General features: G+C 57.3%; 17 protein-coding genes and 2 pseudogenes. 2 read left to right on the plus strand and 17 right to left on the minus strand.

The genetic code is table 11. From position 1 onward, the window contains the following. Both H8F22_RS32835 and H8F22_RS32250 read right to left on the minus strand, forming a co-directional pair. Nucleotides 1–103 (minus strand): hypothetical protein (locus H8F22_RS32835; RefSeq protein ID WP_442966349.1); only part of this gene is annotated, 103 nt, incomplete at its 3' end. A 51-nt stretch (nt 104–154) separates the two neighbouring features. Next, nucleotides 155–397, minus strand: a pseudogene (locus tag H8F22_RS32250) (metal-sensing transcriptional repressor); the annotation flags it as partial. Nucleotides 398–919: 522 nt separating this feature from the next. Between H8F22_RS32250 and H8F22_RS32840 the strand changes: the two are divergent. Further along, on the plus strand, nt 920–1,915 hold the full coding sequence (locus H8F22_RS32840; protein WP_016968906.1) for a helix-turn-helix domain-containing protein: 996 nt from the start codon (nt 920–922) through the stop codon (nt 1,913–1,915). A gap of 11 nt (nt 1,916–1,926) precedes the next feature. Next, complete coding sequence (locus H8F22_RS32260; RefSeq protein WP_079384156.1) at nt 1,927–2,916, plus strand: helix-turn-helix domain-containing protein; 990 nt, start codon at nt 1,927–1,929, stop codon at nt 2,914–2,916. Between the two features lie 153 nt (nt 2,917–3,069). Here the strand turns inward: H8F22_RS32260 and gshA are convergent, their stop codons facing one another. From gshA to H8F22_RS32335, 15 genes and pseudogenes are all read right to left on the minus strand, one after another. Then, complete coding sequence (gene gshA / locus H8F22_RS32265) at nt 3,070–4,656, minus strand: glutamate--cysteine ligase (protein ID WP_016968907.1); 1,587 nt, start codon at nt 4,654–4,656, stop codon at nt 3,070–3,072. Further along, nucleotides 4,653–5,426, minus strand: coding sequence for a ZIP family metal transporter (locus H8F22_RS32270; protein ID WP_016968908.1), 774 nt, complete (start codon nt 5,424–5,426; stop codon nt 4,653–4,655). Before H8F22_RS32270 ends, gshA begins: the two co-directional genes overlap by 4 nt. A gap of 435 nt (nt 5,427–5,861) precedes the next feature. Next, the gene (locus H8F22_RS32275) at nt 5,862–6,503 is read right to left on the minus strand and encodes a response regulator (protein WP_016968909.1); all 642 of its coding nucleotides are present in this window, start codon (nt 6,501–6,503) and stop codon (nt 5,862–5,864) included. 28 nt (nt 6,504–6,531) lie between these two features. Beyond that, complete coding sequence (locus tag H8F22_RS32280) at nt 6,532–7,878, minus strand: cache domain-containing protein (protein WP_016968910.1); 1,347 nt, start codon at nt 7,876–7,878, stop codon at nt 6,532–6,534. 108 nt (nt 7,879–7,986) lie between these two features. After that, nucleotides 7,987–8,190 carry a YbdD/YjiX family protein gene (locus tag H8F22_RS32285; RefSeq protein ID WP_026000005.1) on the minus strand — a complete coding sequence of 68 codons (204 nt, stop codon included), beginning with the start codon at nt 8,188–8,190 and terminating at the stop codon, nt 7,987–7,989. Between the two features lie 13 nt (nt 8,191–8,203). Next, on the minus strand, nt 8,204–10,261 hold the full coding sequence (locus H8F22_RS32290; protein WP_016979606.1) for a carbon starvation CstA family protein: 2,058 nt from the start codon (nt 10,259–10,261) through the stop codon (nt 8,204–8,206). Nucleotides 10,262–10,557: 296 nt separating this feature from the next. Beyond that, nucleotides 10,558–11,460: a LysR family transcriptional regulator gene (locus tag H8F22_RS33285; RefSeq protein ID WP_016973498.1), complete on the minus strand. Its 903-nt coding sequence runs from the start codon at nt 11,458–11,460 to the stop codon at nt 10,558–10,560. 254 nt (nt 11,461–11,714) lie between these two features. Continuing rightward, the gene (locus H8F22_RS32300; RefSeq protein WP_016973497.1) at nt 11,715–14,366 is read right to left on the minus strand and encodes an excinuclease ABC subunit UvrA; all 2,652 of its coding nucleotides are present in this window, start codon (nt 14,364–14,366) and stop codon (nt 11,715–11,717) included. A gap of 59 nt (nt 14,367–14,425) precedes the next feature. Beyond that, entirely contained in the window at nt 14,426–15,736 is a 1,311-nt protein-coding gene (locus H8F22_RS32305) for a replication-associated recombination protein A (protein WP_016973496.1), read from the minus strand. Nucleotides 15,737–15,870: 134 nt separating this feature from the next. Then, nucleotides 15,871–17,208 carry a DUF3422 family protein gene (locus H8F22_RS32310; RefSeq protein WP_016973495.1) on the minus strand — a complete coding sequence of 446 codons (1,338 nt, stop codon included), beginning with the start codon at nt 17,206–17,208 and terminating at the stop codon, nt 15,871–15,873. A 430-nt stretch (nt 17,209–17,638) separates the two neighbouring features. Next, nucleotides 17,639–17,914, minus strand: coding sequence for a formaldehyde-responsive transcriptional repressor FrmR (gene frmR, locus H8F22_RS32315; protein ID WP_016973494.1), 276 nt, complete (start codon nt 17,912–17,914; stop codon nt 17,639–17,641). A 429-nt stretch (nt 17,915–18,343) separates the two neighbouring features. Further along, the gene (locus tag H8F22_RS32320) at nt 18,344–19,645 is read right to left on the minus strand and encodes an NAD(P)/FAD-dependent oxidoreductase (protein WP_042858625.1); all 1,302 of its coding nucleotides are present in this window, start codon (nt 19,643–19,645) and stop codon (nt 18,344–18,346) included. Between the two features lie 19 nt (nt 19,646–19,664). Continuing rightward, on the minus strand, nt 19,665–20,498 hold the full coding sequence (gene fghA, locus H8F22_RS32325; RefSeq protein ID WP_016974634.1) for an S-formylglutathione hydrolase: 834 nt from the start codon (nt 20,496–20,498) through the stop codon (nt 19,665–19,667). A gap of 505 nt (nt 20,499–21,003) precedes the next feature. After that, the gene (locus tag H8F22_RS32330) at nt 21,004–21,402 is read right to left on the minus strand and encodes a VOC family protein (RefSeq protein WP_053870539.1); all 399 of its coding nucleotides are present in this window, start codon (nt 21,400–21,402) and stop codon (nt 21,004–21,006) included. A 45-nt stretch (nt 21,403–21,447) separates the two neighbouring features. Further along, nucleotides 21,448–21,570, minus strand: a pseudogene (locus H8F22_RS32335) (S-(hydroxymethyl)glutathione dehydrogenase); the annotation flags it as partial.

The raw sequence follows: 21,570 nt of genomic DNA on the forward strand, positions 1-21,570 counted from the left end.
TCTTGACGAGCACTTCACCCTTGCGTGGCGGCTCAACGTCGATCTCAACGATTTCCAGCGGTTTACCTGGCCCAAAGGCCACTGCTGCACGTGATTTCATGATGTCACTTCCTTTTTTGAGTTGGTCTCCGTCACCAAAACCACCTGGAATTGGTTACCGGAGATACGACCGAACGATGGAGATGGTTTCGTTAATAGACTGTTGCTGCGAGTCGCTCCTCGCCCCTCTGTCAGGAAACTCCTCCCGTAGATGGCTCTCCAGAACGGCCGCCATCAGGCCGTTGATTGCACCGCGCACTGCTGCCAGCTGCTGCAGAACCGCGACACATGTCGGATCAGCCTCCAGGTCGTGCTCTAGAGCCGTGACCTGCTCGCTAATACCTCTAGCGTGACCGAGAGCTTTCTCCTTCTCTTAGGAGCGCTGGGGGTGTTGCCATCCTCCCTTCCCGCTGATGTGATAATACTATACCCCCCTACAGTATCAAGCAGCAAGCTAAAAATTTATTTCCGCTGCTTGCTTCCCTGTGCGGATACCTTTGCCCGCCCGCTTCAAGACAAGGTGACCCCGCAATCGAGCATCCTTTTCCGCTTTCTTCGTGTGCTTCAAATTCCCAAAATGCCTGCCCTGAAGGCCTTGGCGGTCATCACCTATCGCCAACGTTTTGGCGTTCGTCAGTGTGGACGGAACCTCGGAAATGAGATTACAAAATCTGCTACGGATTGACTGAATGCACGAAAAGGCCATCCAGATGGCTCCCTATCAGGCAAATAAGTGTGACGAATGAGAGTTGGATCCTATCTATCCTGAGAGCCAGGTTTCCCTTTTTGCTCGGCTCAACTATATTTATTCAGTTAAGACCTCGTTGTGTCTCTAACCGCTACAGCCTCTGAACCCTTCCAAGAATTAGGGAAACGTGATATGGCGACAGTAATTAGAGATCCGATGGATTTGCTGACCTCGATAGATATGGTTAACACCGGCGGATCAGCATACAAGGACAGTGACAAACGCGTTCTCGCAAGCTGGCCAGCGGACGCGAACGCCCCCCAACTTTCAACCGGCGGCGCCGGCCACACTACTTTCGCCCGCTGGTACAGACCAGCAGAGAGCGATATTTATGAGTTTTCACCGTCCGGAGTGATGCCAGATCACCGAGCGCTTATTCCAATTAGGCCGTGTAATTCTGAGTTTCGTATCGGTGGCAGGAGAGTTTTTAACAAATATATGTCTCCCGGAGACGTCGCTTTAAGCGGCCCTATCTACGCCACACGCAATTGTATTCACAAGGGAGAGCTCGATATGTTTCTTATCAGCTTACCTCCCACATTGCTTTCTGAGGCGGCAGAGACACTAGATGGAAGGGGCTTGTCAACTGACATCATTCTATTTGACGCCCATACCACACAGGATGCCATTTCCAACAACCTTCTCATGGCATGTTTTTTTGCAACTCAAGACTACTCCCCTGCAAACTCGCTTCAACTAGAGAGTCTTGGCTTGGCTTTAGCTATACATCTTGTTGGACAATACAGGAATCGTGAGCGCAAAAGCTCTTTCCCAAAGCAGTCTCCGCTAGCAACTTGGCGACTTAATCGTGTCACAGACTACATCGAGTCAAATCTCAACAAGAGCTTATGCTTAAGCGAACTCAGTGCCATTGCAGGACTCAGTCGCATGCACTTTGCGGCGCAATTTAAGATTGCGACTGGCCTCTCGCCCCACTACTACGTCATGAAGCGGCGAGTTATTGCCGCTCAATCCCTACTATTATCAGGAACTCTCACTGTCCAACAGATTGCTATCGCACTAGGCTTCAGTAGCGCCTCCCATCTTATAAGGCATTTCCGGCAGATCATTGGCGTTCCTCCTGGCCGCTGGCGAGAAGAAATGGCTCGAACAAAGCCACGCTGCTGAACGGAGGATAAATGATGAAGACCTACTCAACCCTGAATGGTCAAGCTCAATGGGCACCCGAACAGCAGGAGTCTTCGGAGAAATCATACATACCCACACCCATGGATGCGCTCCCCTCCTCCGAGACCATCTGGCGCCGGCCTCCCCCTCCCCATAAACTCCCCAGCGGCAATGACGCGCTCATCCGACTCTCCTGCTGGAAAAATTTAAGCTCTGATCCAACGATCGAAGTCCTCTCGGACACAGATGATGACTTTCACGTCGTTACACTGGTGACACGCAGAACACAAGCAGAGTTGTTTATAGACGAAAACAGCGCCTGGAAAGGAGGTATGCCTGGGCAATTATTAGTAACAGGGCCAAAAAGAGGCGCTTGGCGCAAAGTAATAAAACCGCCCTATGAGCATCTGAGAGTGTATCTTCCTCAGCAGCTTATCTCAGAATGTTTTGAAGCAGTTACAGGACATGAAGCTCCACCAGTAATTTCTCTGTGCAATGCCACTTCACTCAGTGATCATGGCGTTTCACACATCCTAGCAGCCCTATTACATGCCCAAAATCGACACGGCGGCAGCAATCCATGCTTAATCGAAACTCTCGGCTTGGCATTGGGTTCACGCCTAGTAGCGTGCCTACATAACCAAAGCCGGCCTAACGACAATGAAACAAAATTTAGATCCGAAAAACTCAGACTTCAAAAAACGCTGGAATACATTAATGAAAACCTAAACAACCACATAACCCTTACTCAACTGAGCAGTATATTTGGTGCAAGCCGATGCCGCTTTACAGTCACATTTAAGCAGCACACAGGCTACACACCACATGCTTACGTTGTGCAACAAAAAATTCTGCGCGCCAAGGAAATCCTTAAGAACACCAAAAGGCCAATTCTTGAAATAGCTTTAGACCTCGGATTCAATAGCCAACCTCATTTCACGAGTTCTTTCCGCAAAGAAGTCGGTCTTACGCCTGCACGCTGGAGACTTGAAAACTTATGAAAAGCCTTTCGGACAGAAAACCATAAGTTATGGCCACTTATTTTTTATCCGTACATGCTGAAAATGTTTATAACTCCTCGCCCGAGAGGGTTTCACTTCCTCTTGACCAAGAACACCACAGTTACTATTACGAATTCGAACTTAATAGTTACCCTAAGACCGGGCTAGGTAGGCATCCATGAATTGATGGAAGTCTTCTTGGTCTAAGGTTTCTAGACGCACTTGCTCCGTTATAGATTCGCTTGCCAGATTCTCAAAGACTTGTTGCTGCTCGGCGGCAAGCGGCATTTCGCGGAAGGCCTTGGCGTGCAGCCTGCTCTGGCGCAGGGAGAACTGGACGAAGCTCTCATTGTGCTCGCTCATGCTCGCCAGCACCTGGGCCGATGGGGTAAGGGAAGCATCATCGACCTTCGCCTGTTGCGCGGCCAGCGCATGCATATGTTCCTCACCGCCCCTAGCGCGGTCGAGCAAAACAGCCAATTGACCTATATGCCTAATCAGCTCGCTTGCCCAGGCCTTCAGGCCGATCGACTGACCATCAAGACACAGCTCCAAACCCGGACGGCGTCCCTCCTTGGCCACTGCAAGGAAGTTGCTGTCGTACTGGTCGCACTCACCGCTGTCAAACTGCGGGCTGTCTTCCAGGGCGCAAAACAGCAGGAACGCGTCGAGGAAGCGCGATTCGGTGAGGTCGATGCCCAATGGCATGAACGGGTTGATGTCCAGACAGCGCACTTCGACGTACTGCACGCCACGGGATGTCAGTGCCTCGATCGGTCGCTCGCCGACGTAAGCGACACGCTTGGGGCGGATGCTCGAATAGTATTCGTTTTCGATCTGCAAAACATTGCTGTTCAGCTGCAACCACTCACCCCGCTTGGTCGTCCCCTTCTGTTCGTACAATGGATAAACCGTATCGAGTGCCTTTCGTATCCCTTCGATGTAGCTGTCGAGACTGTTAAGGCTGGGGGCTAGTCTAGCTTGGGCATTACTCTGATAACCGAGGTCACTCATGCGCAGGCTGGTGGCATAGGGCAGGTAGAGCGTCTCAGCATCGAGCTCCTCGAGCTGGTGCGCTCGCCCACGCAGGAAACCTTTTTCTAGGGCCGGGGAGGCGCCGAATAGATACATCAGCAACCAGCTGTACCGGCGGAAGTTGCGGATTAGTGCGAAGTAAGCCGCAGACTGGTAGTCGCGATCACTCTGCTCACCACTCTCGGTTTCGCGCAGCAGCGGCCACAGCGCCTCGGCCAGGGAGAAGTTGTAATGGATGCCAGCAATGCACTGCATAGTGCGACCGTAGCGCAAGGCCAGTCCCTTGCGGTAGACATGCTTGAACTTGCCGACGTTCGAGGTGCCGTACTCTGCGATCGGGATGTCCTCCTCAGCTGGCAGTATGCAGGGCATCGATGGGCTCCACAGGTACTCGCCATCGAGTTTGGTGTAGACAAAACGATGGACCTGCTCGAGGCTTTCTAGCACTTTTGCCGGGTCGGCCAGGGCCGGGGTGATGAACTCTAGCAGCGACTCGGAATAGTCGGTGGTGATCTGTTCGTTGGTCAGCGCAGAACCCAATGCCGCGGGGTGCGGAGTCTGGGCCAGATGACCACCACCGGTCACGCGCAGGCACTCGCGCTCCACTCCGCGCAGAGATTGACTGAGCAAAGAAAGATTCTGTTCGACCAGTTGCAAGCGACGTAGATAAGACGTGCTTGCAGGAACGCGTTGATTACTGATCAATGTGCATGCCCCACGTGAGAAAACTCGCTGACCAATGCCACCAAGCCAATACCTAACAACAGCCATATGACCTGAAGCGAGGTATCTCCGGTAGTGCGGCGCTGGCGCAGCTGAGGAATCAAGTCCGACAGAGCCACGTAAATGAAGCTGCTACCCGCCAACGTGAGAAGCATAGGTTGCCAATCCCATAACTGGTCCAGCAACGTATATCCGGCAATACCGCCTATAGCGGTCATGGCACCCGCTATGGAGACTTTGCGCACTGCCGCGCTTCGAGGGCTGCCCTGCCTAAGGACTACAAGATCCCCCATGTGATGGGGAACCTCATGCACCAGCACGGAAACGGCGGCGATAAAACCCAGGCGCATATCTGCAACGAAAGCTGAAGCGATCAGCACGCCATCGCCAAAACAATGGATACCATCGCCGACCAATAGCGTCCACCCGGTATTGTGATGATCTTGTTCGTGGTGCGAGTGCTCATGACCGTGATGCCAAAGCTGGGCCTTGCTCAAGAAGAAGAAGAACACCAATCCCACCAACAACGTCAGGAACAGATCGTGGGATTCAGCACCGCTTTCGAAGGCTTCGGGCAACAAATGCAGGAGCGCTGTCGCCAGTAAGGCGCCTGCAGCTAGGCTCAGCAACCCCTGCTGCATATGGCCATCGTTGCGGCGAATCACCTGGGCGCGCACGACCAACTGATCAGCCACCCATACGCTACCAATACCTGCCATCAAAGTGACAAGGACTATGACTATCAATGACATGGACTCAGCACCTGAACAGGAAACAATTCGGTCTTCGACTAGTGACGGAGCACCTAGGTGGCCCGGAGCCTCACCGGACGAAAGCGCTCAACGCACCGCACAGATACTATAGGGGTGTATAGTATTTTTCAAGTCCATCGACACGTGAGAGCTGCTAATCCAGTGTCTGTACTCTGGCCTTTACTAAGCCGCGCAGACTGATCAGGCATAAAGCAGCGATACCTTAGCTAGGTAATGAATTCGCTGCCCAATGAGCTCCGCTTGGTCAGTACACCTGCAACAAGGGCACATGACGACCTCCTGATCGCTATTCAATAGTCTTGGCTATCGCCCAGCCTGACGGCTCAATTCCACCTTGTTCATGACGTAGAAGACGAGATCGCTGCCCCGGCATCGGCACTGAAACCTTGCCTCAGCCCCCCAATGGTCAAACTTTCAAGCTTTACCTAATGAAACTAAACCTTGCTCAAGGGCATACTTCATGAGCGCCACCGGCGTGTCGATGTTGAGCTTGCGGCGGATGCTCAAGCGGTAGGTCTCGACCGTGCGCACACTGATGTCCAGCTCACGTGCCATTTCCTTGTTATTGCGTCCTTTCGCGATCATTACCAGCACCTGCAGCTCCCGGGGCGTTAGGTCGTTTTCGTCACGGCTGCCGCCAACCAGCTTGCGAGTGATCTCAGAGCTATAGAAGCGCCCACCCGCGGCGATGGTCTCAATGGCCGCGACCAGTTCGGCAGACGGCGCGTTCTTGAGCACATAACCCGATGCGCCTGCGCTGATGGAAGTGCGCACATACTCCTGGTGGTCGTACATGCTCAACATGAGAATCCTGATGTCTGGATATAGGCTGCGAAGTCGCTGGGTGAGCTCCAGCCCGTTCATGCCCTGCAGGCCCACGTCGACCAGCAGAATGTCCAGCTCGGTGCTAGCCACCAGCTCGAGTGCCTGCTCCCCCGACTCGGCCTGACCGATTACGTCAAAATGCGCAATGGCGCCGAGCAGCGCCTTGACGCCGTCACGCACAAGGACGTGATCATCGACCAGGGCGATTCTGATTGGCTTGGATGTATTCATGGAATCCTCGGGATTCGAATGGAAACGCTCATGCGTTGACGATCGGTATCTGCACTTGCAGTTCGGTGCGCCCGTGGACCGACGCGAGGGTGACGCTGCCCAGGTGATGATCGGCGCGCTCGCGTATGTTGCGCAGGCCGATGCCGTGGCTGTCGTCCGCGGCATTGGTATCGAACCCTACGCCGTTGTCTTCGACCCGCAGTACGATCATGCCTTGCTGCGCGGTAATCGAGACGATAGCCGTCGTCGCCTTTGCGTGACGCTCCACGTTCGCCAAGGCTTCTTGGATGATACGGAATAGCGTCAGTGAGACCTCCGGCCCCACGTCGGTAGCTGCCATGCCGCACTCGTACTGGGTGCGGATTGACGTGCGTTGCTCGAATTCCCGTACTTGTTGGTCGATAGCCGCCGACAGGCCTAAAGTATCCAGCAATGAGGGCCGCAGATCATGGGAGATCCGGCGTATCTCGCCGATGGCGGCCCCCAGCCGCGTAGTGCCCTTGCGCAGGTTTTCCAACCCCCCTTCTCCACCGCGGGCCAACTCCATGGCCGCCAGCTCGTACTGGAATTTTATCGACACCAGCTCCTGACTGATGCCGTCGTGCAGCTCCCGCGATACTCGCGAGCGCTCTTCTTCCTGCAGATTGACGATGCGCTGGTTTAGCAAGGTCAGCTTGCGGTCAGCCAAGCGATGCTCGCTGACATTAAGCATCAGACCGCCGGCGAAGATCACCAGTACCGCGACCAGCGAGAACGAGGCGATCGCCAACACCGTGGTCAGCACACCTGAGGCCACTTCCTGGCGTGATTTGAGGGTCGCCACCTCTACATCGTCAATGTAGATACCCGTACCGAGCATCCAACCCCAGCGATCGAGCATCACCACGTATGCCAGCTTACCGGTGATCTGTCCGGTGGATGGTTTCTGCCAGTCGTACAACTGATAGCCGTCCCCTTCCCTGGCGCTATTGAGCAGCGCCTTTATGACCGGTAGGCCGTTCTTGTCGGTCATCGTGATCAGTTCCTTGCCGACCAGCTCAGCCTGACGGGGATGCATTAGGTTCTTGCCGTGCTGGTCATAGACGAAGAAGTACCCGTCGCGGCCGAAATTGGCCTGGGACAAGATGGCTAGGGCGCGATTGCGCGTCGCCTCGTCATCCACGCCACCGTCGTACAGCGGTGCGATCAGGCTCATCGCCAGGCTTAGGTAGTTTCTCAGCTCTGCCTTCTTCGCCGTCATGATGCTGCTTTCCACAAGACGCGCCTGTTCCTCTTCCAGCTTGCGACTTTGGGCGAACACCAGGACGCAGATGAACAGCACTGAGAGGATCAGCGGCAGCACACTGAGGGTGACGATCTTGTGCTTGAGTTGCATGGTTTTTTCCGAAGCGAGGAGGAGCTGGCGACGCCACTATGCGGGTTGCCAGCCCTGGAACGCGAGAGCGCCACGATGAACGTGGCGCTCGCTTGCATCAGTGGCCGCTCAGCAGCAACGAACGGGGCGTCCGCTGCCTCCGCCGTAGCGCGCTTCTTGCCGTTCACGGAAGAACACCTCGTAGGACATCACCGGCTTATCCGGATGCTTTCCCTGCATGTGCTCCACGTAGGCATCGTAGTCCGGCATGCCAACCAGCATCCGCGCAGCTTGACCGAGGTATTTACCCATCTTGCTCAAGTCATTGAACATACTGTCGGGCTCCTCAGGCATCGGGCAAGGGCTGGAACGGCGACTCCTTGTCAGTGCGTTCGGGCATGATCCAAGCGCGACGGGCAACCTTGATTGCGAACCAGAGGATGCTCAGAACCACCAGCAGGAACAGCACGGTAAGAGTCGCATTGGTGTAAGCGTTGAACACCACGTGCTGCATCTGCGCCAAATCCTTCGCTGGGGCCAGCACTTGGCCGGCAGCGGCAGCGGTGCTGTACTTGTTGGCCAGGGCCAGGAAGCCCATCGCAGGATTCGGGTCGAGCAGCTTGATCAGCCCGGCCGTGGTGGTGCAGATCAGCAGCCATACCGCCGGCACCAAGGTAACCCAGACATAGCGCTGGCGTTTCATGCGGATCAGCACTACGCATCCGAGCATCAGCGCGATGCCCGCCAGCATCTGGTTGGAGATGCCGAAGAGCGGCCACAGGGTATTGATACCGCCCAGCGGGTCGATCACGCCTTGGTACAGCAGCCAGCCCCACATGGCCACGCAACCAGCGGTAGCAGTTAGGTTAGCGGTCCAGGAGTCGGTCTTCTTCAATGACGGCACGAAGTTGCCCAATAGATCCTGCAGCATGAAGCGCCCAGCTCGGGTACCGGCATCGACCGCTGTGAGGATGAACAGTGCCTCGAACAGAATGGCGAAGTGATACCAAAATGCCATGGTATTCTCGCCCGGCAGTGCCTTGTGGAGGATCTGCGCGATACCTACTGCCAAGGTCGGTGCGCCACCGGCGCGGGCCAGGATGGTGTGTTCGCCAATATCCTTGGCAGTCTGCTGCAGCACTTCAGGGGTGATGGTGAAGCCCCAGCTGCTGACGGTAGTCGCGACACTGGTAACGTCCGCGCCGACCAGGGCCGCCGGGCTGTTCATGGCGAAGTAAACGCCTGGCTCGATCACCGAAGCGGCGACAATGGCCATGATAGCCACGAAGGACTCCATAAGCATCGCGCCATAGCCGATGTAGCGCGCGTGGCCTTCATTGGCCAGCAGCTTCGGCGTGGTTCCAGAACTGATCAGCGCATGGAAGCCTGACACCGCGCCGCAGGCGACAGTGATGAATAGGAACGGGAACAGCGCGCCCTTCCATACCGGGCCCGTGCCATCGATGAAGTGAGTGACGGCCGGCATCTTCAGATCGGGAGCGATGAACAGGATGCCGATAGCCAAAGCGACGATGGTGCCGATTTTGAGGAAGGTTGACAGGTAGTCGCGTGGCGCCAGGATCAGCCACACCGGTAGCACGGCTGCAACGAAGCCGTAACCGATCAGCATCCAAGTGATCTGCACGCCGGTGAAGGTGAATGCCGGCCCCAAGAAGGGATCGGCGGAAACAATTCCGCCGACCCAGATGGAGGCGAGCAACAGCACCACACCAATCACCGAGATCTCGCCGATGTGGCCCGGGCGGATATAACGCATGTAGATGCCCATGAATACCGCAATCGGCAACGTGGCCATCACCGTGAACATGCCCCAGGGGCTTTCCGCCAAGGCCTTGACCACGATCAGCGAGAGCACCGCAAGGATGATGATCATGATCAGGAAGGCACCGAACAATGCGATGGTGCCCGGGATTGGGCCCATTTCCTCGCGCACCAACTCGCCCAGAGAGCGACCGTTGCGGCGGGTGGAGATGAACAGGACCATGAAGTCCTGTACCGCACCGGCTAGCACCACGCCGGCGATCAGCCAGAGCGTGCCAGGGAGGTAGCCCATCTGTGCGGCAAGCACCGGGCCCACGAGTGGACCTGCACCGGCGATGGCGGCGAAGTGGTGGCCGAAGAGGATGTGCTTGTTGGTAGGGATGTAGTCCAGGCCGTCGTTGTTGAGCACGGCGGGCGTGGCGCGCGTGGCGTCCAGCTGCATCACTTTGTTGGCGATGAACAGGCTATAGTAACGGTAGGCGATCAGATAGACAGCAACGGCTGCAGTCACAATCCAGAGGGCGCTGATGGCTTCGCCCCTGCGCAATGCCAGAGTGCCTAGAGCAAATGCACCCAGCAAGGCGACGGCGAACCAGGCAATTCGGGTAGCCAGTGTGGTCATTGAAAGTTCTCCTGCCGCGGGTATAGCCCGGCGGCGGTTCTTGTTTTTGTGTGGGTCCAGATAGGGACGGTGACACTCTGGCCGCCCTAGATCGGCAAGAACATTCGCATTAATACGAGGCCACACTCCGTAGTACTACGTAGCTAGGAACACAGCAGCGCTCCCATCACTTCTCCGCAATGAGCTGACATATAACGTCAGCGACAGGGCGTCACTGACTTCTAGATCGAAGCGAACCTTCTAACAAAGCCATTGTAAAAGCAATAGCAATATCGCTGGACAAACAGTCGTCGAAATTAGAGACGTCGATTCAGACTTTCGACCAGCATTTCGAAAACCACATCAACTCTTGGGCAGTTATCGGTCCGCTGAGGGTGACACACGTAGATCGGCCAACTCGCGCGCTCTAGCTCCGGTAGTACTTCTATCAACTCACGATTTGCTAGGTATGGCAAACACGTCATGCCCTGAATATAGCTAATCACATGCCCTGCCCGGGTAGCTTCCAATTGACTATATAAATCGTCAGTGGTTAGGTAGGGCTGCGCGGGAAAGAACTGGCGGCCTTGGTGAATATACCAGGGACAAGCTCTGCCTGTAGCGGGGTCCGTTACTGTACTAAGAGGGAAATTCTGTTGTAGGTCCTCGATATTCTTAGGCATGCCAATGCGGTCGATAAGCGAAGGGGCGGCTACGATCCGATTGCGCGTAACGCCAGCCTTACGCACGATCCATCTGTTATCGGATGGCAGGTCCAAGGTGATTAATATATCAACCCCCTGACCGTCGAAATCATCCAACGCACCCAGCTTTACATTCCACTTCAGAATGACACTCGGGTAACTCCGAAGACCATCGAGTATGTCTCCTAAGATGAGTCGCATGCATGGAGAGTCAGGTACAGACACACGCACTAAACCGCTCACCAGATCCTGTCTCACCTGACAACGATTCTGAAATAGCCGCTCGCTATCTTTTATGAGCTGCCTGGCTTGGGGCAGCAATTGCTCTCCGAAACCACTTAATCTGACCTGCCTAGTAGTACGATAAAAAAGTACCTCTCCAAACTCTCTCTCCAAGGCTCCGATTGTACGCGTGACCACTTGAGGGGATAGATTAAGTCGATTTGCCGCATCACGGAACTGCAAGACCTCTGCGACGACACAGAAGATTTTCAGGGCTTCTAGGCGATTAAGCATGATTTCCGACTCTAGAATTAAGGGGGCATTGATGATGAATTTCCATCCCCCCCTTCGAAGCCAGCTCCTCACGCGAGGAGCTGAGTTAAACTATTTGGCTGGTCAATTCAATAACCAGAAGCACGCCCCCAATAGCACATGGGTTCTACTAGAACCCTGTACTAAATGATCAAGTGGATCAGTCACAGCAAAACCTTAGCCATGCCGTGCGATGATCAAGGCCCCTACGAGCCCAATGCCATATTGAAAGCACTCTACTTGGTTCGCTTGAGCTGCTCAGCAAGGAATGGTGCGGTTCGACTGCCTGACGTCCTTGCCACTAATCTAGGAGTGTCGGACGCAACGATGTGCCCACCCTCCTCACCCGCACCAGGCCCTATGTCTATCACCCAATCGGCCTGAGCTACAGCACGCATGTCGTGCTCAATCATCACCACGGTATTACCGGCATCGACTAGGCGTTGCAGTTGCACAAGCAAACGGTCAGCGTCAGAAGCGTGCAGACCAGTGGTAGGCTCGTCGAGCACGTACAGGCTACGGCCTCGCTGGCTTCGCTGCAGCTCCGTGGCTAGCTTGATGCGCTGTGCTTCGCCACCCGATAGTTCGGTGGCGGGCTGGCCCAGGCGCAGATAGCCCAGCCCGATTTCCTGCAGCAGTTGCAGCGGCCGCGCGATGGCGTCTTCGCTGGCGAAGAAGTCACAGGCTTCTTCCACCGTCATCTGCAATACTTCGGCGATGTTGCGCCCGTTCCAGCGTACCTTGAGCGTGGCCTCGTTGTAGCGGGCGCCATGGCAGGTCGGACAGGGGGCGTAGACACTGGGCATGAACAGCAGCTCGACGCTGACGAAACCCTCCCCTTCGCACGTATCACAACGCCCCTTCGCCACGTTGAAAGAAAATCGGCCAGCGTCATAACGATGCCGGCGCGCGTCCGGCGTGGCGGCGAAAAGCTTGCGTACGTGATCGAATAAACCGGTATAGGTGGCCAAGTTTGAACGTGGCGTGCGGCCAATCGGCTTCTGGTCGACCTGGACCAGGCGCTGGACGACATCCACATCACCGGCGAGATGACCTCCTGTAGCCTCGATAACAGCAGGACCTTCGCTGTTAGCATTTTCAGCTGCATCATCTTCGGGCTCGTGCCCTAGGTGCAGTAGCAACAGCTCTGGCAGGGCCTGCGCGACCAGACTGGACTTACCCGAACCGGAGATACCGGTAACCGCCGTCAGCACACCCAGCGGGATACGTGCATCCACGCCGTGCAGGTTGTGCCGCCGGATGCCTAGCAGCTCCAGCCACCCGGTCGGTTCGCGCTCGTGGCTAGCCGGTGCGGGGATTTCGTCGAACAAGTACCGCGCAGTTCGCGACTCCGCAATCTCGCGCAATCCTTCTGGCACACCACTGTAGAGCACGCGCCCACCCCGCTCCCCCGCATCTGGTCCTACATCCACCAGCCATTGCGCGCGGCGCATCAAGTCCAGGTCGTGCTCAACCACGAAGAGCGAGTTACCAGCATCGCGCAGTTTATCCAGCGAGTCGTACAGTGCATGGCTGTCAGAGGGGTGCAGACCTGCAGAAGGTTCATCGAGCACATACACCACGCCAAACAGCATGGAGCTCAGTTGCGTGGCCAAGCGCAAGCGCTGCAACTCGCCAGCCGACAGCGTCGGCGTGGCCCGATCCAGCGTGAGGTAGCCCAGGCCCAATCCGCGCAGTTGGCGCAGACGCGCCATTACCCCACCGGCCAGGCGCTGCGCGGCGAGACGCTTCTCCTCCGACAGCGCCGACGTACGGCGCACGTCAGGCGATACCGCATGGACCGCACGACCACTTGCGGCCCGTTCGGCTCGATCACGGCGTGTCGCTTCGCGGTCGGTACCCTCGCCAGCCGTGTGGGCGCGGAAGTCGCCTTGGGCAATGGGCTCGAGCAGCGCCGCTAAGCGGTCTAGGGGCATTTGCATGAACTCGCCAATGTCCACCCCGGCAAAGGTCACCGACAGCGCCTCGGCCTTGAGTCGCTTGCCGTGGCAGGCCGGGCACAGCTTGCCTTCCATGTAGCGCGACACGCGCTTTCTCATCAACGCGCTCTGGGTGTTGGCAAAGGTGTGCAGCACGTAACGTCGGGCGCCCGTGAAGGTGCCCATATAGCTGGGTTCGAGTTTACGCTTGAGCGCCTGTTGAGTCTCGGCAGGCGTGAAACCCGCGTAGACCGGCACCGTGGGCGTCTCTTCCGTGAACAGGATCCATTCACGGTCCTTTTTCGGCAAATCCTTCCAGGGACGGTCGACGTCGTAGCCCAGGGTGACCAGGATGTCGCGTAGGTTCTGGCCGTGCCAGGCCGGTGGCCAGGCGGCGATGGCCCGTTCACGGATGCTCAGTGACGGATCAGGCACCATGGTCGCCTCCGTCACCTCGTACACATGGCCCAGACCATGACAGGCCGGGCATGCGCCTTGCGGGGTGTTTGGCGAGAAATCCTCGGCGTACAACATCGGCTGGTTGGCCGGATAAGCGCCGGCGCGCGAGTACATCATGCGCACAAGACTAGACAGTGTGGTCACGCTCCCCACCGAAGAACGCGCATTGCTCGCCCCTCGTTGCTGCTGCAACGCGACAGCAGGCGGCAGGCCGTCGATCGCATCTACGTCAGGTACACCCGCCTGGTCGATCAACCGCCGGGCATACGGGGCTACCGATTCGAAGTAGCGCCGCTGTGCCTCAGCATAGATGGTGCCGAAGGCCAGCGAAGACTTGCCAGAGCCGGAGACACCGGAAAACACCACCAGCGCATTGCGCGGAATAGCGACATCCACGTCCTTGAGATTGTTCTCCCGCGCACCGCGCACTTCCACTTGGCCGCTGGCCGCAGCAGTGCACGAGGATTCACCGTATGAAGGATTTGGCATAGCTTACTGTCCTACAGTTCGTGGATGGCTGAGCGCTGAAAGTCCGGGCAACATCCGGCTCAATCTGGCGATGCCGAATCATCGAGCGAGTGCAGCCAGGCAAGCTTTTCTCCCAGCTTGCGCTCGCGCCCGCGGTCCGTGGGTTGGTACCAGCCCGGTCGCATCACCCCTTCTGGAAAATAGGTCTGCCCCGCGGCGTAGGCGTTGGGTTCATGGTGCGCATAGCGGTAACCTTCGCGATAGCCCATCTGGCTCATGAGCTTGGTCGGCGCATTGCGCAGGTGCAACGGCACAGGCATCGAGCCGGTGCTCTTAACGAAGGCCTTGGCCTGGTCCCAGGCGGCGTAGGCCGCATTCGACTTGGGCGCCAAGGCAAGGTAGGTCACCGCCTGGGCAAGAGGGATTTCGCCCTCGGGAGAGCCCAGCCTTTCATAGGCTTGTGCGGCGTTGAGTGCCAGTTGCAACGCCTGGGGGTCAGCATTGCCGATGTCTTCGCTGGCCATCACCACCATGCGCCGAATCACCTGGGTGACGTCCCCACTGCCATCGAGGATCCGTGCCAGCCAATACAGCGCCGCATCCGGATCGGAGCCACGCAATGACTTATGAAAGGCGGATAACTGCCAATAGAACTCGTCGCCTCCCTTGTCGAAGCGGCGCAACGATGGGCTCGTCGACAACCTGGCGAACTCACCGTCGACCGTTGTCTTGCTCGCGCCGGACGCTGCAGCGGCTACCTGCTCGAGCAGGTTCAGGAAGCGCCGGCCATCGCCATCAGCGAAGCCTTTGAGCAAGTCCAGTGCTTCCGCGTCCAGGGCAACCCCGGCCAGATGCGGCAACGCGCGCTCATACAGTTGCTGCAGTTCATCGTGGGACAGCGGTTCGAGGGTGTAGACCTGCGCCCGCGAAAGCAGCGCCGAGTTGACCGCTAACCCTGGGTGTTCGGTGGTACCGCCTACCAGTGTCAGCAGCCCGGACTCGACATGCGGCAACAGTGCGTCTTGCTGCGCCTTGTTGAATCGATGAATCTCATCGACGAACAGCACCGTCGAACGACCATGCCCATCCAGCTCGGCCTGAGCATCGTCAATGGCCTGGCGGATGTCCTTCACCCCGGCTAGCACAGCGGAAATGGCGATGAACTGACTATCGGTGACACTGGCGGCCAGGCGTCCCAGCGTGGTTTTGCCCACACCGGGTGGCCCCCAGAGGATAAACGAGTGCAGTTTGCCTGCCTCGAACGCCAGGCGCAGTGGTTTGCCGGCCCCCAACAGATGCTGCTGCCCGACGAACTCTTCCAGGGACCTGGGGCGCAAACGCTCAGCCAAGGGCGGCTCAGGCTTTGTCGTAAACAGATCGACCAAGATCATCTCCCAGCATGGCTGATAGTTGAAGGCGCCACAAAGCAGGATCGGCGTCTGCGTGATTAGGCGAGGCTTCGCAAAGAATAGTTGCTGGAACCTGAATCAAGCCCCGGAGCACTCCCTGGACCAAGCCGACCGCATCAGGAAGATTTCTCTTCCCCTGCATGGTCACCATGGGCATGCCTGATTCGCCGAACCGTCCACCAGATCGCCAAAATGACCACGGGTACCAGCCCAGCGATCACCAGCTCAGGAGCAACCTTGTCATGAACTCCTGGGATACCTTTGAGCAGATACGCCAGCAGGCTAACGACGTAATAGGAAATAGCCGCCACCGACAAGCCTTCAACGGTTTGTTGAAGGCGCAGTTGCAACTTGGCGCGATTGTTCATCGACTCCAGAAGGTCCCGGTTCTGACGCTCAAGCTCAACGTCGATCCAAGACCGTAGCAATGCAATGGCGCGCGTCAGCTTGTCGGAAAGCTTGGTCTGGCGTTCCTTGACCGACTGGCAGGTGCGCATCGCTGGCGCAATGCGCCTATGCAGGAAATCGCGCCACGTGCAGTAGCCCGCTACTGACTCCTCCGCCAACGCATCCAACCGCTCTTCGACGATCTCGTAGTACGCCCGACTCGCGCCGAAACGATAAAGGTTCGCTGCCACACCGGCCTCCAGCTCCGCCCCGAGGCTGGTAAGCTCAGCCAGCAGAACATCGTTGTCACGACGCGCGCCCTTGCCGGTGCGCATTTCGTCAGTGATGGCCGCGAGTTGCGATTCCATGCGCCGCAGATCCACGGTCAAAGAGCGTGTCAGCGGGAGCGCCAGGAGTGCTAAAGTGCGGTAGGTCTCGATTTCCAGCAGGCGCTGGGCGAGCGCTCCTGCGCGAGCCTGAGTCAAGTCACGGTCAAGAATGAGGATGTTCGTCAAACCATCCGCGTCCTGCCGAAAGTCGGTCACAATAGCGGCTGCGCCGTTCTCCACCACCGAATAGCACAGGCTAACAGGGTCAAAACGTTCAATCTCCTGTTCAGCCGCCTCGGTCCAAGGCAATACATTCAGGCGAATACCTGAGATTACCGGACCTGGTGGAACGAACCCTCGCTTGAAGGGATTCTCTCCACAAGGTGCTCCCGTCTCGGGATCAAGCACAGCACTCCACAGATAGGTCGAGAACTCGGTGTGCTTCTCGCAGTGCAAGTCACCTTCGTCCCAAGTCAAGCCGTGAAGCGGCGTCGTATTGTCGGGTTCCGCAACACCCAAGCGTTGAGACAGTTCGGTCATCGCCGCCTGATCTTTAGCTGAGTCACCTTCGGTGATGAAGGCAAGCTGCAATAAACCTCGTGGGGCCTGGATAAGCAAATGCGGCCGCGCATGAACTTCGTTCACAGCTGCAGCTCGATCAGCCAAGGCCTGCATACCGTACACAGTTGTTTGGAAGGCGGGGTTAGGGGCCATATCGAGTTGGGGCGGCTGTTTCATAGCGACCTCATTTTTCGTTGAAATTAAAGGTATCACGTGTCGTGGTAGAAGACTTTTGGCGTATCCCACACGTGGCCAGCGTCCTTGTGAAGAAGGTAGCCGGCTAGCACATGACAGGATAGACACGGAACAGGTTAACTCGCGCCATTAGCACTCAGCTTGCATCAAGTGCGATGCCTGAGATCATCACAATTCGGCTATCGGTGAGACTTTCGCGATATATCTCATGGGTGACAGGGGCGCAAAATCGAATTTACTCTTCGTTGCGCCTAGCCATTCCGGACCAATTCCCCAGCGAAAACACCTCATCCTTGCGGCGATTCAAGTGCGATTCTGGCTCGTTGTAAGCGCCCTACCAGCGGGGATGGCCACGCATGTGCAGCTTCAAGGCTAAGATTTACGCTCCCCTGCAAACGCAGGACCATAAAAATTAGCGAAGGTAGGACCTGACAATGGAGATCGTGTCATCAATCGACTGCTTCTGCGAATCACTTCTAGCATCGGTGTGCGGAAACTCCTCCCGTAGATAACTCTCCAGGATTGCGGCCATTAAGCCATTCACGGCTCCGCGCACAGCCGCTAGCTGCTGAAGAATCGCAGCACACTCAGCACCATCATCTAGTGCTTGCTCAAGAGCTCCTACCTGGCCTTTGATGCGTCGCACACGGGTCAGCGCTTGCTTTTTCTCACGGGGATTATGGGGCATCGAACACCTTCAAGGGTTGGACGCATGCATCATACTATACTACCGGGCAGTATGAAAGCTTGCGCATGATTGAAAACCGTCGCTCACATTGCGCTCGAAGCACACCATCCGAATCCGAAGCTGCCCGCGCTGAAAACGACATATTAAAAGCTGAAGGGCAGAAAACACACGCCCGTGAGTCGCTCAAACTAATCGCCGCGCCTCACTTCGTGAGAAAAATCCATGCAGCTGGCGCCTCGCTTCTGGCAGAGCACTTCCATGCTCTCACCGTAAAATTCCCAGTCTGTTTCCTAAGAGCCTCCACTTAACGGAGACTCACTCAGCAGCGACAAAATCCATCTAGTGCAGGCGCTAGCCTGCACTGAGACGATCTCGTCCATGCTGCACGGACTGACAATCTTCCCTGACTATCAATCCACCGCTGCAGCCTTACTTGGGTTCCAGCTCGGCGGGCCCACGCTTGGCCTGCGGTGTCGACCGCATGATCAGACGTGAACCGCGATAACCGACACTGTGGTTCCAGACCCAACTCAGCGCGACACTCAAGCGATTGCGCACGCCAATTAGGAAATAGATGTGCGCCAGCTTCCAGATCCACCAAGCGAGTGCCCCACGCAGCTTCAGACGCCCCATGTCGATCACCGCCAGGCTACGACCGATGGTGGCGAGGTTACCCTGGTGCTTGTACTTGAACGGCTCATCCACACTTTTGCCTTTCAGCCGCTTCTTGATCAGATTGGCAACGTACTGGCCTTGCTGCTTGGCCGCCGGCGCGATACCTGGCACGTACTTGCCATCCGGCATCGCCGATGCCGCCGTGTCGCCAATCACGAAAATCTCGGGATGCCCCGGCACGCTCATGTCCGGCCTGACCAGCACTCGACCGGCACGATCCGCCTCGGCATTCAGCCAACGAGCGGCGGGTGACGCTTGCACCCCGGCCGCCCAGACAATGGTCTTAGCTGGAAGCGGCTTGCCCGCAACGATGACACCGTCAGCCGAGCAGTCGGTGACCGGAGCGCCCAAAGCCACTTCAACGCCAAGCTTTTCCAGTGCGCGTCGAGTGTAGTCCGAGAGCTTCTCAGGGAACACCGGCAGCAGACGCGGCCCCGCCTCGATCAGCACCACCCGGGTAGCCCGCGGATCAATGGAACGGAAGTCATGGGCCAACGTGTCTTTCGCCAGCTCAGCGATCGTGCCCGCCAGTTCGACACCCGTGGGACCGCCGCCGATGATCACGAAGGTCTGCAGTGCGGCACGCTCCGCTGGATTATTGGAGCGTTCGGCCTCCTCGAACGCGGAGAGAATCCGTCCGCGAATCGTGGCGGCGTCCTCCAGGGTCTTCAGACCGGGCGCATGGGGCTCCCATTCATCATGACCAAAGTAGGCGTGCGTTGCCCCCGTCGCCAGGACCAGCGTGTCGTAACCGACGGTCGAACCGTTGTCGAGCAGGACTTGTCGCGAGCCGACATCCACGCCCTGCACCTCCGCCATAAGCGTCTGCACATTCTGACGGTTGCGGAACAGGTAGCGAATCGGCCAGGCAATTTCGGAGGTCGACAGCGACGCCCCGGCCACCTGGTACAGCAGGGGCTGGAACAGGTGATAGTTGCGGCGGTCGATGATCGTTACGTCCACGTCGGCGCCGGAGAATCCGTTGACAACGTCCAGCCCGCCGAAACCCGCGCCAACGACGACGACATGGTGCCGTTTGTCAGAGGTCTTTTTCATCTTCAGGGTCTCCCAGTGTTCAGCGATTCAACGCAGCCGCATGGTGGGCCATGTGTCCGCCCAGGTAGCTCGAAATAAAGTAGTAGCTATGGTCATGCCCGGGCCGCAGGTTGAGGGTCAGCGGATGCCCTGCCTGTTCACAGGCGGCGCGCAGCAATTCCGGCCGCAGCTGGTTCTCGAGAAACTCATCGCCCAGCCCTTGATCGACCAGCAACGGCAAGCGCTCTTGCGCAGTACGGATCAGTTCAACCGTGTCATAGCGCTTCCAGGCATCCTGGTTGTGCTCGCCCAGGTAAGCCGCCAGAGCCTTCTGCCCCCAGGGCACTTGCGTGGGGGCGACGATCGGCGAGAATGCCGACACACTCGCATAACGACCTGGGTTGCGCAGTGCAATGACCAGGGCACCGTGTCCACCCATGGAGTGCCCGCTGATGCTGCGCTTGGACGACGCAGGGAAGTTAGCCTCGATCAGTGCCGGCAGTTCATCGACCACATAGGAATACATCTGGAAGTGATCGCTCCAGGGCAGCTCCGTGGCGTTCACATAGAAACCCGCCCCTTGGCCGAGGTCGTAGGCCGCGTCGTCGGCGACGTTCTCCCCGCGCGGGCTGGTATCGGGGGCAACGACTATGATCCCGTGCCGCGCGGCATAACGTTGTACCGCCGCCTTGGTGATGAAGTTTTGCTCCGTGCAGGTCAGCCCCGAGAGCCAGTAAAGCACCGGGCGCTCTTCATGCTCGGCCTGAGGAGGAAGATAAATTCCGAACTTCATCGTGCAACCGAGCACGGTCGACTCATGCTGATAGACGTCCTGCCAACCCTCGAAGCTGGCGTGATGTTCAATGCGTTCCATGGATACTCTCCTTAACTCAACGAGGTAATGGCCAGGTGCCAATTAACACGCTGTGTCGTCCTCCGATTCTGGAGAGGTACAGGCGTGCGTTGCTTTGACTACCATCAACCAGGTGTCCAGCGTTGCCGCTGGCATGAGGATCGCTACTACAAACTCAGGCGCTACTGCACCGCGAAGGCCAGATGTCGTCTTAGATGTACAAGCAATAAAATGTGCAACCCAGTGCGCCACTGCTGCGATAAGCCCGGCAGCTGACTTGGCCCACTGACCCGCTTTGAATTCGGTGTTATCTGCATCACGCACTTTGTGCGTGTGCACTGCCCTGCATCGATCATCGAGGCCGGACTGCAATGCTTTTGGAGCACATGTCAGCTGACGTGGTCTCCGAGTGCCGTGGCCGCGTGGCATGAGTAGGCATGCCAGGCACGGTCACGGCCAGGGCGGAAGGTGCGGTCGTTCTAACCGGAGCAGGCTCCGTTCACAACGACCTCACGACTCCTTGGTTTCAGACAAAGGTGTAGGCACACACTTTGTTACCAGCTGGGTCACGCAGGTAGGCCGCGTAGGCACCCGGCAGGTGGCCACGTGGACCTGGCTGACCTTCATCGCTACCGCCAGCGGCGAGGCCGGCAGCGTGGAACGCATCCACTTCAGCGGTGGTGGCGGCAGCGAAACCGACAGTTACGCCATTGCTGGTAGGTGCAGCACCATTGCCTGGACGGGCGATGATGAACGCTGGCTTGTCACGGCCGTACAGCACCCAATCGTTACCGAAAGGACCCAGGTTCTTGATGCCGAGGGCACCCAGAGCCGCATCGTAGAATGCGGACGATTTCTTGATGTCGGCGGCGCCGAAGAACACGTGGGAGAAGATGTCGTTACCGGAAATTACTGGAGTAGCCATTTAATGTGTTTCCTTGAGTATTGATGTTTAACGATCAGGTAGTGATCAGTAGTGAATAACGGTGCGAATCGACTTGCCTTCATGCATCAGGTCGAACGCTTCGTTGATTTCATCGAGCCCCATGGTGTGGGTGACAAACGGCGCCAGGTCGATCTCGCCTTTCATCGC

The sequence above is a fragment of the Pseudomonas mucoides genome, from assembly GCF_015461845.1.
GTDB classification, from domain to species: Bacteria; Pseudomonadota; Gammaproteobacteria; order Pseudomonadales; family Pseudomonadaceae; genus Aquipseudomonas; species Aquipseudomonas mucoides.

What these genes read in the sequence shown, in the direction of transcription:
- H8F22_RS32310 (WP_016973495.1), bottom strand. Translation starts at nt 17,208, where the DNA reads ATGAAACAGCCGCCCCAACTCGATATGGCCCCTAACCCCGCCTTCCAA.
- H8F22_RS32840 (WP_016968906.1), top strand. Translation starts at nt 920, where the DNA reads ATGGCGACAGTAATTAGAGATCCGATGGATTTGCTGACCTCGATAGAT.
- H8F22_RS32320 (WP_042858625.1), bottom strand. Translation starts at nt 19,645, where the DNA reads ATGAAAAAGACCTCTGACAAACGGCACCATGTCGTCGTCGTTGGCGCG.
- H8F22_RS32285 (WP_026000005.1), bottom strand. Translation starts at nt 8,190, where the DNA reads ATGTTCAATGACTTGAGCAAGATGGGTAAATACCTCGGTCAAGCTGCG.
- H8F22_RS32305 (WP_016973496.1), bottom strand. Translation starts at nt 15,736, where the DNA reads ATGATCTTGGTCGATCTGTTTACGACAAAGCCTGAGCCGCCCTTGGCT.
- H8F22_RS32280 (WP_016968910.1), bottom strand. Translation starts at nt 7,878, where the DNA reads ATGCAACTCAAGCACAAGATCGTCACCCTCAGTGTGCTGCCGCTGATC.
- H8F22_RS32275 (WP_016968909.1), bottom strand. Translation starts at nt 6,503, where the DNA reads ATGAATACATCCAAGCCAATCAGAATCGCCCTGGTCGATGATCACGTC.
- frmR (WP_016973494.1), bottom strand. Translation starts at nt 17,914, where the DNA reads ATGCCCCATAATCCCCGTGAGAAAAAGCAAGCGCTGACCCGTGTGCGA.
- H8F22_RS32260 (WP_079384156.1), top strand. Translation starts at nt 1,927, where the DNA reads ATGATGAAGACCTACTCAACCCTGAATGGTCAAGCTCAATGGGCACCC.
- H8F22_RS32300 (WP_016973497.1), bottom strand. Translation starts at nt 14,366, where the DNA reads ATGCCAAATCCTTCATACGGTGAATCCTCGTGCACTGCTGCGGCCAGC.
- fghA (WP_016974634.1), bottom strand. Translation starts at nt 20,498, where the DNA reads ATGGAACGCATTGAACATCACGCCAGCTTCGAGGGTTGGCAGGACGTC.
- H8F22_RS33285 (WP_016973498.1), bottom strand. Translation starts at nt 11,460, where the DNA reads ATGCTTAATCGCCTAGAAGCCCTGAAAATCTTCTGTGTCGTCGCAGAG.
- H8F22_RS32330 (WP_053870539.1), bottom strand. Translation starts at nt 21,402, where the DNA reads ATGGCTACTCCAGTAATTTCCGGTAACGACATCTTCTCCCACGTGTTC.
- H8F22_RS32290 (WP_016979606.1), bottom strand. Translation starts at nt 10,261, where the DNA reads ATGACCACACTGGCTACCCGAATTGCCTGGTTCGCCGTCGCCTTGCTG.
- H8F22_RS32270 (WP_016968908.1), bottom strand. Translation starts at nt 5,426, where the DNA reads ATGTCATTGATAGTCATAGTCCTTGTCACTTTGATGGCAGGTATTGGT.